Below are 14895 nucleotides of genomic sequence, written 5' to 3'. Positions count from 1 at the left end.
GGCCCGCCCCACGCAGAAGGCTGCCCGAAGAACCCGTACTCCCGATGTATCCGTGGTGTTCCGTTGCCCGGCCAAAAGGCCGAGGGCAACGCGTTGACCACGCCTGAAACCCCTGTGAATCTCGGCTTCATCCCCCTGTGCCCCGCGACAGCCCGAGTGGCCCGTGCAGCACACGGCTGCCGCAATCCACCGCTGTCATCTTGAGGAAAGGCAGAACAATCATGGCCGGAGTATTCATCAACTACCGGACCGGTGACGGCGCCGTGGCGGCTGTCCTGCTCGACGAGGAATTGAAGGACGTATTCGGGCCGGAGAACGTCTTCCGGGACCGCCGCACCACTCCGCCGGGCGTGCACTTTCCGCCCGAGTTGTGGCGCCACCTCGAAAACTGCGGAGTCCTCCTCGTGCTCATCGGCCCGAACTGGCTCTCCGTGCGTGACGAAGCCGGCCGGCGCCGCATCGACGTACCGGGCGACTACGTCCACGACGAGATCCGCACGGCCCTCCAGTGGCGCAAGACCGTCATCCCCGTGCTGATCGATTCGGCCGTGCTGCCGTCCCGGGACCAACTTCCATCCGATATCGCAGAACTGACGGAACGACAGTTCATGCAGCTAAGGATTTCGTACGCGCATCTCGACCTCCCCGACATCACGGAGGCACTGCGCAGCCACGTACCCGTGAGCCCGGCGGCCCGGCAGCCGGCCCCGGCGGACGGGACCGCGCAGCCGGGCGGGAACTCCACCTATGACCGGTGCGCCGTCAACAACGGAAGCGGCAACCCCAGCTACTACGAGGGCCGCGACGCACAGAGCGGAGGCAGGCCGTGAGCGAAACCGAACAGGCCGTGGCGGCGGGAGAGACGGCGGAGGGGCCGGGCGAGGACCTCTCCTCGGCGGCGGACTCCGCTCCGGCCGCGGACGACCCCGCACCGAGCGCGCCCGAACCGGTGGAGCCCGGCGCCGCCCCACCGTCCGACGGTACCGAAGCAACCCCCGCGGACGCCGCGGGCGACCACACAGCAGCCAAGAACGGCGCCCCCCGGCCGTCGGCCCAGGAGACCGGCCGGCAAGCACCCCGCCGGGAAACCGGCGACGGCGGCGACTTCACCCGCTACCAGCAGGCCCGGCAGCAGAACGCCCTGAACAAGCTCAAGCGCAGTGCCGTCGCCAACGGCAGCGGCTCCGCCTTCTACGCCGAGCAGCTGACCATCGGCGCCGACACCGGCATCGAGATCCAGGTGCTGAGCGTCTCCGCGCTGACCGTCGCCCAGCACCTGGACTCCCACCAGGACGTCGACCAGCAGGCACAGATGGCGTCCCGGCTCGCGGCGCAGCACGTCCTGGTGCTCGCCGGGCAGCCGGGAAGCGGTCGCCAGTCCACCGCGCTGAAGCTGCTCGCAGGATGCTGCCCCGACGACAGCATCAAGATCCTGCACAGCGAGACCCAGGGCATCCTCCAGGCACTGTGCCGGCGCGCCGACGAACTGCTCACCCCGGGCGGCTTCGTGGTGGACCTGGACGACCAGCCACTGAAACTGTCGACGCTCGAAACGCTCGGCCATCTCGCCCGCAAACAGCGCGCCTTCCTCGTCGTCATCGGCGAACCGGGCCCGGTGGACCCCGACCGGCTGCGGCCGCACGCCTTCGAGCACCGGCGCCCGGCCCTCGGCGACGTCCTGGCGGTGCACCTGCGCAGGCTGCTCGCCGGGCACCCGGGCGCCTGCACACAGCCGGACTGCACCGCCGAGCACACCACGGCGTTCATCACCCGGATGCTGGGGTCACAGCGGGTGCAGCGCACCCTCGACGGGGCCCCGTCCGTGCGCAGCGTCGTCGAGTTCGCCGATGTCCTGGCGCAGCGCGTCCACGCGGAGGACTCCAGCCTCGGCGAGGTCATCGGCCAGTGGCGTGACCGGCTGCGCCGGCTGGCGAAGCAACTGCTGCACGTCCCCGCCGAGACCTCGCAGGGCCCGGTCCTGGATCCGCACCGCCAGGCGTTCCGTATCGCCTATGCGTTCTTCCACGGCCATCCGCTCTCCGACGTCTTCGAAGCGGGCGAGGTCCTCAGCGCGACCGTCCTGCCGCGCTACGAGACCCGAGAACCGGCACCCACCAACCACGTCTTCGAACGGGAACTGGACCAGCTGATCCCGCAGGAGATGCGCGCCGGTGCCGACGCCACGCCCGGTGGCCGCGCCGACGACAACCCCCGCCGCGCCAGGCTGGTGGACGAGGAGCTGATGCACGCCGTCATCGAGGTCGTCTGGCACGACTACGACAGTCTGCGCGACCCGCTGCGGGAGTGGCTGACGGCGCTGGTCGCCGGTCCGCTGGAGCGGATACGGGTCCGTGCCGCGCAGATCGCCGGAATCCTGCTCAGCCATGACTTCGACAGCGTCTACCGGGACCTGATCCGGCACTGGGCAGGGGAGTCCGCGGCCTATCGGCAATCCGCGGCGCTGGCCCTGGAGATGGCGGCCCACGACCCGCGGCTGGTGCACCGGGTACGGGGCCAGATCAGAAGCTGGCTGAGCAGCCCCCGGTGGCAGCTCCAGGACAGCGCGGCCCGGGCCTACGGAACCCTGGTCGGTGCACAGGACGTCCCGGACACCCTCTGGGCACTGCGCGAACTGGGCAGCCGGCCGGAGCTGGCCTTCAGCAGCTCGGTGGCCTTCTCGATGTCCTGGCTCTACCTCGCCGGCGCGCCGGGCCCGACAGCCGACGCACTGGACCAGTGGATCACGTCGGACAACGACCATCTGTCCCAGCACGCCATCCGCACCCTGCTGATCCTCAGCCGCTACGGCGCCGGCCCGGACCGCCGCGACCGGCCCGTCCTGGCCGACACCGCCATGACCGACCCGGACCGTGCCGATGCCCTGGTGCGTCTCTGGCGCCACGCCCTGATGGGGAAGGACAGCTCGACCCGCGCCTGGGACCTGCTGCGGCGCTGGTTGCTCGCGGGGGACGCGGACAAGGAATTCGCCGCCTTCCTGGAAGTACTCGTACCGCGGATCTGCGCCCGGCCGCTGTCCCTGCGCGCCGGGTTCTACCTGGGCATGTGGGCCGGACGTCACCCGGACTCGCGCACCCTTCGGCAGCTCCGCCCCCAACCGCCCCGAGGCGGCCGCGCCACCGACTCCGCGTCCTGACCGACGCCCGTACGAAGAGGAGAGACCATGACAGAGCGCAAAGGACTGCGCGCCCGGCTCCGCAACTGGTGGCACCGGGTAACGGGCAAGAACGGCGCGGAGACCGTCGACGGCCCCGAGCCCGTCGACGAGGCGGACGGCACCGACACCACGGTCGCCGGACAGGCGGCGCAGGCCGAGGCGGCGGTCGAGCTGCCACCGGGCGAGGAGGCGCTGTCGGTAGCGGCGCGCGGCGATGTGTTCGCCTTTGAACTCGTCCCGCACTTCCGCTGGAGCAGCCGGGAGATGCCGCTGGACACCCTGCGCGAGCGCGCGGCGCTCCACGAGGAGGCAGCCCGGGGCAAGCTGCTGCGCCGCGCCTGGGCCGTCGCCCGGACCTGCGATCCCCTCGACCCGGTGGCCGCGGAGAAGGCCGTCAACAAGGAGCTGCGCGGCGGGTGGTGCTACAACGACGACAAAGGTCTGATCCGCTGCCGGCCGTCGGTGCGGATGCGTATCGACCCGGCCCTGCGCGAACATGTGCTGCCCTTCCACCTCGCCGAACTGAGGCTGACGGAGGAGCACCGCCTCGGTGAGCTCAAGGCCGGACAGGTGCAGGCGCGCACCGAGCGCTGGCTACAGGTGATGAGCGAACTGGAGCTCCTCGGCACGCTGGGCCCGGCCGAGCGGCGGCTGCTGGTGCCGTTCGCCGCGGCACTCGCCGACGAGGACTTCTTCAAGGTCATGCAGGCCCTCAAGAACACCCGCCGCAACGGGGCCGAAGCGCTCGCCGGCGTCCTCACGGCCGCGACCAAGCACCACGAGCAGGTCGGACTCTTCGAGTACGCCAACGCCTACGACAAGGCACTGAGCGAATTCTGCCGTCAGATGGGACTCAGCCCCTTCTCTTGGGTGGCCTCCACGGCCGACGTCGAGGAGCTGGCCCCGTGAACCCACCGGACACCGCAGCACTCCGGGCACCCGGGCGCCGTCAGGCAGCGCCCACGCTCGCCGGAGCCCTCGTGATGGTGCTCACGGCCGGCCTCCTCAGCGCATGCGGCGACGCGCCACGCCTGGACGCCTGCGCCTGGATGAAGGAGCCCGTGGACACCGCGGGCCGCACCGTGGTCCTCGTCGACGACTCCGCCTCCGTACGGGGCAAGACCGCCGGACGCGACTACGCCCACAGCATCGGCCGGCTCCTCGCGGAGGTGGTCGACCGCAAGGACACGATCTCGGTGGGCAGCTTCAGCGGCGACTCGGCACAGATCACCTGGATCGCCAAGGACCGCTCGACCGACTGGGTCAAGGACAACGACAACTCGATCAATCAAAAGAAGCGGAAGCAGCAAGCGGCCGGCTGCCTGACCGACCTCGTCGGCAAGGCCGAAAGCGCCACCCCCCAAAGCGGTGGCAGCAACGTCCTTGCGGCGCTCACGGCAGGCGTCTCCTCACTGGACGGCGCATCCGGCAGCCGCAGTCTCCTCGTACTGACCGACGGGCTCTCCACCACCGGCTGCGCCGATCTGCGCGCGGCCGCCTTCCGGGACACGAGCGAGGTCAACGCCATCGCCCGGGTCTGCGCGGCCCGGGACGAGATACCGTCCCTGACCGGAGTGGACCTCACGCTCGCCGGGCTGGGCCAGCCGGCCACCGACCAGCCCGCTCCCACGGCGGCCCAGCGCACCTGGCTGACCGCCCTGTGGCGCAAGCTGTGCGGCGCGGACACGGCCGCTCCCGGCACCTCCTGCACCCTGGCCCCGACGGCCATCGGCACCGCCGGACGTCGGGCGCCGGGCAAGAAGCAGCCCCAGGACCCGGCGATCCACTACGCCGACGACCGTCCCGAGACCTACCAACTCCCCGGCGCCGCACTCTTCGACACCAACTCGTCCACCGTCCGCCCGCAGGCCCTGCCGCTGCTCAACGATGTCGCGGTCAGGGCCCGCACCACCCCCGGCAGCAGGGTCGCCGTCCTCGGCTATGTCGATCCGCGCGGCCGTCCGGACAACAACCAACAGCTGTCGCAGGCACGGGCGAACGCGGTGAAGAAGGTCCTGACCGGACTCGGGGTGAAGCGGGTGACGGCACACGGCCGGGGCCTGCCGACGGGGTGCTCGAAACCGGCCCATGCCGCAGGGAGCCGGATGACCGCCGAGGAAAAGCTCCAGTGCGACCGGCGCGTCGACATCGAAATCATCAGAAAGTGAGGACGGCGGGCAGCGATGAACACCACCAACGGAAAGCACCGGCCAGGGCCGGCCGCCCGCTATCAGGCGGCGGTCGACTGCCCTCCCGGCAGTGACCCCACCTTCGTCGAACTGGACGTCAGGAAGCGGCCGTCCTCACGGCCGACGGACCAGACCGACAACCGTGAACAGGCCGCTCTCATGCGTGCCTTCACCGACGCCAACACCGTGCTGACCGCGGCGCAACCGGGGCTCGGCAGCGCGGCCACCGCGGTCGCCCGCACCTTCCAGGAGGCACAGACCACCATCGAAGCGGCCGAGCGGTTCACCGTCGCCCGGTCGTCCCGGCGGGCCCAGGAGCGCGTCGGGGAGCTGCGCACCCGCCATGCCGACGACGGGCCGGAGAGCCTGCGCCGTCCTCCGGTGCTCTGGCGGCGTCTGCTGTGGCCCACCCTGGTCGCCGGCGTGGCCTTCGACACGATGTTCATCGGCACGCTGATGCAGCGGTTCTTCGGACTGGGGGAGGAGCAGGCAGTCGCCTACTATCTGGCGTACTTGCCCGGGTTCGGAGTCGCCGTCTGCCTGCTGGCCGCGGGCAGTCTGCTGGCCGAGTCCGTCTTCCGGCGGCGTACCCGGGCCGCCCGCACGCTGGAGCGGACCCACCGCGGTCCGATCGCCGCCCTGCGCGAGGCGGTCTGGCCCAAGAGTCCGCGTACGGAGCGTCGGACGGCCGGTGAACTGCCCTGGCCGAACGCGGCCGGGCCGGTGCTCTTCGCCCTGGCCATTCTCACGATGGTCGGCATCTGGGCCCGTATGCGCGCGGCAGACGCGGTGCGCGAGCATGTGGACCTGGCACCGGACCAGAGCGCCGTCGTCCTCCTCACGCTGGTGCTCAGCACCGCCGCGATCGTGGTCAAGGTGCTCGCCCACAACCCCTGCGCCGACAGCGACCGGGAGGCCGAACAGTCCGTCGCCGCCGCGGAGAAGCGGGGCCGGGAGCTGCTGGGGGAGGCACGGCGCAGGCTGGTGGGGCACACCGAGACCTGGTGGCGACTGCGTGCCACGGTCGAAGCGGCGGCGAGCGATGCCCGCCGGACTCTCGACGAGGCATGCATCCGCATCGTCGAGGAGCGCGCCCGCACCGGTGTCGCCGGCCGCCACGACTTTCCGCTCACCATGCCCGCCTGGCCGTACCCCGCAGCGGTACGCAACGGAGCCGCCCCGCCCACCGACGAGCGGGCGCCCACCCGTCCCACACCGCCCCGGGCGCGTCTCGAACTCCTCGATCAGGCCTACACGGTGCTCGAACGCTACGCCCCCGAGCCGCTCGAAAACCGGCTCAACGGCATCGCCGACGACCTGAACGCACAGTTCCGTGAACCGCCCGAGCAGCGGACGGAGCAGCCCGCGGCGACGGCATCCGGCGAGGCCCGAGTACCTGATGAGGCCCAGGAACCCGGCGGGACCCGCATAGCCGGCGGGACCCATGTACCCGACGGGACCCATGTACCCGGCGAGGTCCAGACGACCGACGAGGCCGGGCAGCCCGACGACGCCCACGTACCTGACGACGCCCCCGCACCGGACGAGCCCCGGACGCCCCATGACGACCGGGCACCCGGTGAGTCCAGGACGGCCCCGCCGGGGGAGTCTCGTCACGCCGGCCCTGACCGCCCGCGGCCCGCGGAAGGAGGGGCGACGGCATGACCGTGCCACCGCGCTTCTGTCCGGAGGAAGTGAAACACCTGGAGTTCCTCCAGGCCGTGATCGCCCGGCATGCCAACACCTCCTTCGTCGTCAAGAGTTGGGCCATGACCGTCAGCGGTGCCTTCATCGCGGTCGCCACCCGTGGCCCGAGCTGGAAGACGGCGGTGGTCGCCCTGGGACTGGCGGCGGGATTCTGGCTGCTCGACAGCTACTACCTCGGCCAGGAGCGGAGGTTCCGCACCCTCTACGAGAAGGTCACCGACCGCAGCACCCCACAGGTGCCGCTGTTCACCATGGACGCCGAACAGCACGGCGACCGAGTGCCGTGGCGTGGCGTGGCGCTGTCCAGGACGATGCTCCTCTCCTACGGCGTCCTGGTCGCCATCGACACCATGACGGTCCTCTTCCTCGCCTGAGTGAGGGGGACCCGGCGGTCATCTCTCCGCGGGCCGGGCGGTGGTCCACGGCAGAAGCAAGCCGTCGCCGTCGGTGCGCGGGACGAGGTGGAGATGAAGATGGCGGACGGTTTGGGTGGCCGACGGACCGCGTGAGGTGATCACATTGCAGTCGCCGGCCTCCGCCGCGAGTTCGGCGGCGCGCAGCATGGTGGTCGCGGAGACCGACGGGTCCTCGGCGACATCGGCCACATGCACCTTGGGGATGACCAGCAGATGTCCGTCGGTGACACCTCCATGGCGCGGCCGGATGGCGATGGTCTCCGGCCACTCGCGCAGCACCGTTGCCGGTGCCCGGCCCCGGACGATGAGGCAGAAGGGACACCCGGGCCGATGAGCGCGACGGGGAGTCCGCGGATTCCGGGGGCCGGCGCCGGGCACGTCTCCGGCCACCTTGGGGAACTTCCCATGACCGGCCATCAATCCTCCACGGGGGCTGTTCGGGCCGGCCGCACCGGTCGGGGGCGGCCCCCGGTCAGGCCGGGCGGCCGGGCGTCACCGGACCGTCGGGCGCGCGTCTGCTGAAATCAATGATCGACCATGAAATCCGCTGACGCGGTGCTTGGCCTCAAACCGTCCAACGGAACGCTAGGTGCCCCCGCGGAGGACCGTCGTCACCACAGTCTGTCGATCTCGCCCGGGTACAACTCGATGCGGGAGTGCGGAAAGGACGACCGATGCCGGCGGCCCCGGGGCGAGAAGAAGTCGGCCATGGTGACCTTGTCGAAGCCGGGGCGGTCGCTGGGAAACGGGGCCAGGGGCGTACCGCCGACGAGTACCGCGCCGGGCAGGTGGTGCCAGCCCGCGCTCTCGTAGAAGGACCGGAGCGGCCGGTCGCAGGTGAACAGGCCGATGTCCGGATTCATGGCTGCCATTGCTTCACGGGCGGCCGTCACCAGACGGCGGCCGTGTCCCTGGCCGCGGGCGGCACCACGGGTCACCACCGTGCTCAGCCCCGCGGCCCGGAACCGCTCTCCGTCATGGACGAGTTGTTTGGTGAGGATGTCCAGCGCGGCGAGCACCGTGGCACCGTCGACGAGCAGCATCGACACCGGCCGCAGCGCCGGGTCGTGGGCGAAGGTGCCGGGCGCCGACGAGGAATCCGGCGGCCACGCCTCGTCCCGCAGCTCCGACACCTGCGTCTGGAGATCGGGTGGGACACCGGCTTCAGGGAAGGTCATGATCGGCACCCGCCCATTGTGACCGCCCGTGCAAGGAGGGCCAAGGGTTTTCCTGTGACCCGACCCGACCCGACCCGCCCTGACACCCTCCGCATGTGCATGGCGCACCAGGGCAGACGATCTCCATGGGATTGCTGATGCGTTGGGAACGAGTGGTGGAGGACTGCGAGAGCGCGCTGCTGGCCAAGATTTTCCGGACCGATCCGGTCCAGTTGTTCGACGCGCTACGGCAGGAGTGTGACGGCCATGCGGTCGTCTGCAGCCAGAGCAGAGTCCTCGTGCCCAATGACTACACGGTCGAACTCGCGAAAGAGGTGCACGATGAACTGGCCGAAGGCGGCGGGCAGGTGGGGCAGCAACTGACCGATGTGCTGGCCCGGCATGCCGTCGACCGCGGATACGAATGGGCGGGGCCCCTCACCGTCCACGTCACCGCCGCCGACGTGCCGAACGGCCGGTACCGCATATCGAGCGCGGCCCTCGCGCACATTCCTGCCGGTGCCGCCGGCCCCCAAGGGATGTGATCGAAAACCGGTTTCACCTGATCCGGCTGGATGCCGCGGTCTACGGGGAAGAGGCACTGCTCGGGCTGGCGGACTTCTCCCACCTGGAGGTGGTATTCCACTTCCATCGTGTGCCCGAGGATGAGATCGAGACCGGTGCCCGGCATCCGCGTGGCAATACCGACTGACCGCTGGTGGGCATCTTCGCGCAGCGGAGCAAGGACCGCCCCAACCGGCTGGGTGTGTCACGGTGCACGCTGGTGAAGGTCGACGGCATGGAACTCCACGTCCGCGATCTGGACGCGGTCGACGGGACCCCCGTGCTCGACACCAAGCCCTACCTCCGCGAGTTCGGCCCCGCGCCTGCGCCCGCACGCCGCCCACTGGCTCCGGTAGCGCGAAGACCCAGCGGATCGTGGTGGTGTGCGCGAGTGCCGGCGCCGCCGATGCGTTCTGTGCACGACCGGTCCGGCTCTCCTCGTCGTCCTCGTCGTGGGACAACGGACGGCCGTCCCCCCCCGTAACCGCAGACTTGCACGGGGACGGCCGTCCAGCTCGGGATTGCTACCTGCGTCCTACCGCTGAAATCCCGCGAGTCGGAGAGGGTTTAGAGGGGCCGGGCCCACAGGTCCCACTGGAGCCCCGAGCCGTCGCAGAAGGGGTCGGCCCACTTGCCGCTGCTGACCAGGTCGGTACCCGCGGCCTGGCAGCCGCCGAGGGTCCAGAACTTCTTGCCGGTCCAGACCGTTCCGGGCGGGCCGTCCATCGGCTTGGCCGGCGCGTGGAAGGCGGCCGGTGCGGCCTGGGCTCCGGTGGTCGCGTGGGCCTGGGCGGCGCCACCCAGCCCGATGACCGTGAGCGCGGCGGCAGCGAGTGCGGTGGTGAGAATTCGCTTGTTACGCACGAGAGGTCCTTTCCCCGTAGTGCCGGGCCCCGTGCGGGCCCGTCACCTTGCATACGGATGCGGCCCCTTCGGCGTATGACACGTCATTGTGTGACCTGGGTCACACCTCGGATCTGGGTTACACGTCCTCCTAGGTGTGTCGCCGGAGGTCTGCCGCCCCCGGCGGGTGAGCAGTGGGTCAGCTCAGCCGGGCATCGGCGTAGACGACCATCGCATCGCGCTGGTAGACGGCCAGCCCGTCGGCGATCTTGTCGTAGTTCGCGCGGATCTGCGGGTCGTCGACGTAGGTCTGGCCCAGGCCCTTGTACGCGGCCGAGTTCGGGGTCCAGAAGCGGCAGATGTCCTGGTAGTGGGCGTCCAGTTCGTCCTGCACCGCAGGATCGGCAGGCGGTGTGCCGGCCACCATGAACTCCGCGATGCGGATCATCCGCGCCGTCACCTCGCGCTGCCACTGCTCCATGTCCTCGGCGGTCATCGTCTCGATGGCCTGCCGGGACTGCTCCCACGCCTGAGGCCACCGCTCGCGCACCTCGGCCTCGGCGGGGTGGGGCTCGAATCCCTCGAAAAGGTTCTCCGGCCTGTTGATCCTTGTCATGCTGTCGGTGTCCCTTTCTTCCTCCAGTTCGGCGATGGTCCGCCCGACCGTGCGTGCCAGCGTCTCCAGCCGGTCCCGCTCCTTCAGCAGCCGCCGGTGGTGCTCGCGCAGCACGGCCACCTGATCGACCTGGCTGTCCAGAACCGCCTGGATCTCGCGCAGCCCCAGGTCCAGCTCCCGCATCAGCAGGATCTGCTGCAGCCGCAGCAGATCGGCCTCCTCGTAGTAGCGGTGCCCGTTGCTTCCGATCCACGCAGGCGGCAAGAGCCCGACCTCGTCGTAATGCCGCAGCGTCCGGGACGTCACCCCGGACATCCGGACCACCTCCGAGATCGACCAGGCCATTGCCGTGCCTCCCCTCACCTGGGCCGGTCTCTCCGGCCACACGGACGACCGTAGAAGTTGACGCAGCGGAAACCGCAAGCCGGACCGGCGTGCGGATCGTACGACCCGGCGTGCGGACAAGCCGGTGGGGGCCGTCACCCCTTGGAGGAGTGGCGGATCCCCGCTACTACCTGATGGCACGTCAGAAACGTCCATGGTCGGGTTACGCCCGCCGCACCGGGCCCTGGCGGCCACTGGGAGCAATGCGTGCCGACGAGCGGTGTTTCCGCGGTTTCCGGGCGGTGAGGCGCGGAGTCAGTCGCTGTCCTCTCCGGCGACGGAAAGGCGGGCCTCGCGGCGGCCTGCGTAGCGTTCCTTGCGGTTGTCGGCCCTGACCATCTGCTGGCGCTCCTTGATGCAGGAGCGCACATTGCACCCGGAGCAGCAGGTGCTGCCGAACAGCAATGTGCCGGGGTGCTCCCACCGGCCGTGGGTGCAGCCGACATGAAGCCGTCGGTCAGCGTGCTTCGGGCCGGTGGCCGGGCTCCGGGCGCATCACTGCTGTGCCGGAGTGCAGGTCCACGGAGCCGCGCGGCGGTGCGCCGGACTTCGTGTCGTCACGGAGGGTGAGGCGGCGTTCCTTCTCCTCCTGGACGTGCTGTCGTGAGGGTTGGAAGAGCTCGTCCCAGGGGCCGGATGTCGCGCCGCCGCCTCCGTACTTGCGCCGACGCCGGCCCGCCCACGCGAAGAGCAGTACCCAAAGGGCCACGATCACGCCTGCGACGATCGGTATCACCTGGCTTCGCCTCCGTATGCCGGTCTCCCGGGAGCCGGCAACCGAAGTCCTCGCCGTCGCTTGTCCGTTGCTCCCTCGGAGGAATCGTAAAGGGGCCGCCTCGGACGGACTGTGGATCCGATCCGGGGCGTCACACCTGAGGCGCCGAGCGCCCCCACGGTGATCGTGAAGCGTGCCGCGGAGTGCTCGGCGCCGCCGACGATGCGGCGCCCGATTTCGTCCGGTTGGGGGAAGTCGCGGACGGGCCGGTCATGGTGACGGGGCGTCCGGTGTCGCGGGCAGCCGCCCAGAGAAGTGGGAGGTGGCCGGGTGAACTATTCCGACCTGCCGGTTTACCTGATCTTTTCAGGGTGTTGTCCAGAGGTGCTTGCCTTGGAAGCGCGGGGATGGATAGCGTAACCGGCACCTAAAGCTTTCTGAACAGCTTTAGTGAAAGCTAAACATCGTATCGGTCCCGGGTGGGGGAGAAGCATGCAGATCAAGGTTGCGGTGGCGTATCACAGTGGATACGGCCACACCGCAAAGCAGGCGGCGGCCGTCGCGGCCGGCGCGGAAAAGGTTCCCGACACCCAGGTGCGCCTGGTCTCCCTCGCCGAGCTGAACGACGAACTGTGGGAGGTGCTCCAGGAGTCCGACGCCCTGATCTTCGGCACGCCGACCTACATGGGCGGCAGCAGCGCCGTCTTCCGCGCGTTCGTCGAGGCCACCAGCCAGGTCTGGGGCGACAACATGCGCTGGAAGAACAAGATCGCCGGTGGCTTCACCAACAGCGGCAACATGGCGGGGGACAAGCTCAACGCGCTGATCGACATCGCCCTGTTCGCCGCCCAGCACGGCATGGTCTGGGTCGGCCTCGCCGAGTACGGCGGCTGGAACACCTCCTCGGGCAGCCCCGAGGACATCAACCGGCTCGGCAGCTGGCTGGGCGCGATGTCCCAGTCCAACAACGACGAGGGGCCCGACGTCACCCCTTGCGCCAGCGATCTGCGGACCGCCGAGGCACTCGGCCGCCGCATCGCCGAGACCGCCCACGTCCACCGGGCCGGCCGCGCGGCTGTCGGGTTCGACGAGGTCTCCGACTGACCTTCGACGGCCCGTACCGAGGCAGCTGAGACCGGGAGGGGGGCCCGATGGACAGCCGTCAGGAACCGGTGGTGCCCGACGCGGGCGCGTCCGGGCAGGCCCGCAGCGACGCGAGCAGCCGTTACCCACGCATCGGGGCGGCTGCCGCACAGGGCGGGGCGGCTCGCGACGCACCGGTGGGGGTGCCGTGCCCGGGTCCGCCGCCGTCTCCCGCGCCGGTGGCGGCGACGGCCCTCTCCGTACCGCTGTCTTCTGTCGGGGGATCGCCGGGTGCGGGCCCGCCCGGTCCCGTATCCGGTTCGCCGGCCCCGACAGTGACGATCCGACGACCGGCAGGGCCAGTGGAACCGACTGTGCCGTCAGCCGCTCGCATCCCGGTGGAGCGTCGGTCGTCGGTCTCCCGCCAGGGGCGTCCCCCGGGTGATTCCTGCCCCGCGCCATCCGCGTCCGGCGCGTTCCGGGACGCCATGACATCGCCGCCCCACCGGCTCCGCCACGCACTGCCACCCGTCCCTGCACCGAACCGCTCCCGCTCGACCGCACACCGGCCGAGAACGCCGCTGCCCGGCTCCGTACCGGCTTCGCATACGAGGCCACCGGAGGAGTACCGGGCCCCTTGATGCCCTCTGTTGCTGCTGATGCCCTGCGTGGCCGCGTGGTCCGGGCGGCGGCCGGTTACTCCGGTGCCGTCACGGACGGGGCGTCGTCACCGGGCGGCGCGGCCGGAACCCAAGCTGAACACCACCCCGATGGGCCCCGCACCTCGGTGTGATCCATCACAGCCGCCACGGCGCGCAGCACATTCCCCCCTCGCCCTCGTGGCACAGCCGGAGCCGGTTCGCCCCATGGGCGCCTCTGCTCATCGGCCCCGGCCGGCTGAAGCTCGTCCCCGTTCGGCAGTCCCATCACCTTCGCCGTGCCCGCGGGCCGCCGCGAGCACGGTGTGTCCTGGCCGCGCGCCGTCGGCGCGGCTGTTGTCACCTGCCATCCTGAGGAGATCAGCCATGTTCAAGACCACTACCGATGCCGAGCTGGCGGGCAACCCGATCGATGAGGTGATCGGTTCCACCATCCGCTACGCGGCGCTCACCTCCGCCGCCAAGCTCGGCATCTTCACCGCCCTGGAGGAGGACGGCCCGAAGACGCTCGACGAGCTGGCCGCGGCGATCGGCGCGAGCACGGACGGCACCCGTGCGGTGGCCGACGTCGCCGCCGTCCTGGGCTGGCTCACCCTGGAGGACGGGCGCTACCGCAACGGCCCGCTCGCCGAGCGCTGGCTCGGCAAGAACGCCGAGTACGACTTCACCCCGGCGCTGTTGTGGGCGTACGAACTCACCAACGTCATGTGGGATCTGCCGCAGGCCGTACGGGACGGCAAGCCCGACCGGTCGCTGTGGGAGCGCTGGGCCGACAACCCCGATGCCGGGCGGGACTTCTCCGCGTACATGCGGGTCAAGTCGCGGCTGACCGTGCAGTCCATCGTCGACGCCGTACCGCTGCCCGAAGGCGCACGGCGCCTGTTGGACCTGGGAGGTTCGCACGGACTGCACTCCATGGCCATGTGCCGTCGCCACCCCGACCTGTCCGCCACCATCCTCGACCTGCCCGAGGCGCTCGCCGACACCGGCACCGCGATTGCGGAGGCGGGACTGACCGACCGGATCACCCTGGAGCGCGGCAGCTTCCTCAGCGGCGACCTCGGCACCGGATATGACGTGGTCTTCCTCTTCGAGATCGTGCACAACCACACCGACGAGGAGAACCGGGACCTGGTCGCGCGGGCCGCCAAGGCGCTGCGGCCGGGCGGCCGGATCGTGGTGCTGGAAGACGTACGCGGCGAGGAGCTCGACGAGCACAACGCGGCGTTCTCCCTGGCGATGTACGCCTGCTCCGGCGACCGCACCTACAGCCTGCCGGAGATCTCCGGCTGGCTCACCGACGCGGGGCTGAAGACCGTCGAGCGGATCGCGCTGCCCTCATCCGTCTCTCTGGTCGTCGGCACCAAGTAAGCCGGCAGCCGGGGAA

General features: G+C 70.5%; 15 protein-coding genes and 1 pseudogene. 10 read left to right on the top strand and 6 right to left on the bottom strand.

Annotated elements, in window-relative coordinates:
- Nucleotides 1–221: 221 nt before the first annotated feature.
- Genes K7C20_RS01545 through K7C20_RS01520 form a run of 6 tightly spaced genes read left to right on the top strand, consistent with a single transcriptional unit; the run spans nt 222 to nt 7445 of the window.
- Nucleotides 222–830 carry a toll/interleukin-1 receptor domain-containing protein gene (locus tag K7C20_RS01545; RefSeq protein WP_048828498.1) on the top strand — a complete coding sequence of 203 codons (609 nt, stop codon included), beginning with the start codon at nt 222–224 and terminating at the stop codon, nt 828–830.
- On the top strand, nt 827–3154 hold the full coding sequence (locus tag K7C20_RS01540) for a hypothetical protein (RefSeq protein ID WP_030074972.1): 2328 nt from the start codon (nt 827–829) through the stop codon (nt 3152–3154). Before K7C20_RS01545 ends, K7C20_RS01540 begins: the two co-directional genes overlap by 4 nt.
- A 27-nt stretch (nt 3155–3181) precedes the next feature.
- Nucleotides 3182–4084 (top strand): hypothetical protein, encoded by a 903-nt coding sequence (locus tag K7C20_RS01535; RefSeq protein WP_030074973.1) that lies wholly within the window; start codon nt 3182–3184, stop codon nt 4082–4084.
- Nucleotides 4081–5343, top strand: coding sequence for an OmpA family protein (locus K7C20_RS01530; protein WP_150127264.1), 1263 nt, complete (start codon nt 4081–4083; stop codon nt 5341–5343). The genes K7C20_RS01535 and K7C20_RS01530 overlap by 4 nt, the downstream gene beginning before the upstream one ends.
- A gap of 15 nt (nt 5344–5358) precedes the next feature.
- Entirely contained in the window at nt 5359–7029 is a 1671-nt protein-coding gene (locus tag K7C20_RS01525; RefSeq protein WP_030074975.1) for a hypothetical protein, read from the top strand.
- A complete protein-coding gene (locus K7C20_RS01520; RefSeq protein WP_048828500.1) occupies nt 7026–7445 on the top strand; it encodes a hypothetical protein in 420 nt (139 codons plus the stop codon). Before K7C20_RS01525 ends, K7C20_RS01520 begins: the two co-directional genes overlap by 4 nt.
- Before the next feature lie 18 nt (nt 7446–7463).
- Here the strand turns inward: K7C20_RS01520 and K7C20_RS01515 are convergent, their stop codons facing one another.
- Nucleotides 7464–7865, bottom strand: a complete 402-nt coding sequence (locus K7C20_RS01515) for an HIT family protein (protein WP_280922007.1) — start codon at nt 7863–7865, stop codon at nt 7464–7466.
- Nucleotides 7866–8098: 233 nt separating this feature from the next.
- Nucleotides 8099–8665 carry a GNAT family N-acetyltransferase gene (locus K7C20_RS01510; RefSeq protein ID WP_245171326.1) on the bottom strand — a complete coding sequence of 189 codons (567 nt, stop codon included), beginning with the start codon at nt 8663–8665 and terminating at the stop codon, nt 8099–8101.
- Between the two features lie 125 nt (nt 8666–8790).
- Here K7C20_RS01510 and K7C20_RS01505 point away from each other — a divergent pair, with 125 nt between their 5' ends.
- Nucleotides 8791–9189, top strand: a complete 399-nt coding sequence (locus K7C20_RS01505) for a DUF3662 domain-containing protein (protein ID WP_030074978.1) — start codon at nt 8791–8793, stop codon at nt 9187–9189.
- Nucleotides 9186–9527, top strand: a pseudogene (locus K7C20_RS38005) (SAM-dependent methyltransferase); the annotation flags it as partial. The gene K7C20_RS01505 and the pseudogene K7C20_RS38005, both read left to right, overlap by 4 nt.
- 248 nt (nt 9528–9775) lie before the next feature.
- Here K7C20_RS38005 and K7C20_RS01495 read toward each other — a convergent pair.
- The 4 genes from K7C20_RS01495 to K7C20_RS01480 form a co-directional block, all read right to left on the bottom strand.
- The gene (locus tag K7C20_RS01495) at nt 9776–10072 is read right to left on the bottom strand and encodes a hypothetical protein (RefSeq protein WP_030074979.1); all 297 of its coding nucleotides are present in this window, start codon (nt 10070–10072) and stop codon (nt 9776–9778) included.
- 178 nt (nt 10073–10250) lie between these two features.
- Complete coding sequence (locus tag K7C20_RS01490) at nt 10251–11012, bottom strand: MerR family transcriptional regulator (protein ID WP_030074980.1); 762 nt, start codon at nt 11010–11012, stop codon at nt 10251–10253.
- Between the two features lie 294 nt (nt 11013–11306).
- Nucleotides 11307–11456: a hypothetical protein gene (locus tag K7C20_RS01485; RefSeq protein ID WP_160328734.1), complete on the bottom strand. Its 150-nt coding sequence runs from the start codon at nt 11454–11456 to the stop codon at nt 11307–11309.
- A 52-nt stretch (nt 11457–11508) separates the two neighbouring features.
- On the bottom strand, nt 11509–11766 hold the full coding sequence (locus K7C20_RS01480) for a DUF6191 domain-containing protein (RefSeq protein WP_150127265.1): 258 nt from the start codon (nt 11764–11766) through the stop codon (nt 11509–11511).
- 492 nt (nt 11767–12258) lie between these two features.
- Between K7C20_RS01480 and K7C20_RS01475 the strand changes: the two genes are divergently transcribed.
- Nucleotides 12259–12870, top strand: a complete 612-nt coding sequence (locus K7C20_RS01475) for a flavodoxin family protein (protein WP_030074981.1) — start codon at nt 12259–12261, stop codon at nt 12868–12870.
- 1004 nt (nt 12871–13874) lie between these two features.
- Nucleotides 13875–14879, top strand: a complete 1005-nt coding sequence (locus K7C20_RS01470; RefSeq protein WP_030074982.1) for a methyltransferase — start codon at nt 13875–13877, stop codon at nt 14877–14879.
- Nucleotides 14880–14895 lie beyond the last annotated feature (16 nt).

Source organism: Streptomyces decoyicus, from assembly GCF_019880305.1.
Classification (GTDB): Bacteria; Actinomycetota; Actinomycetes; order Streptomycetales; family Streptomycetaceae; genus Streptomyces; species Streptomyces decoyicus.
This window is presented reverse-complemented; position numbering and strand designations above follow the sequence as displayed.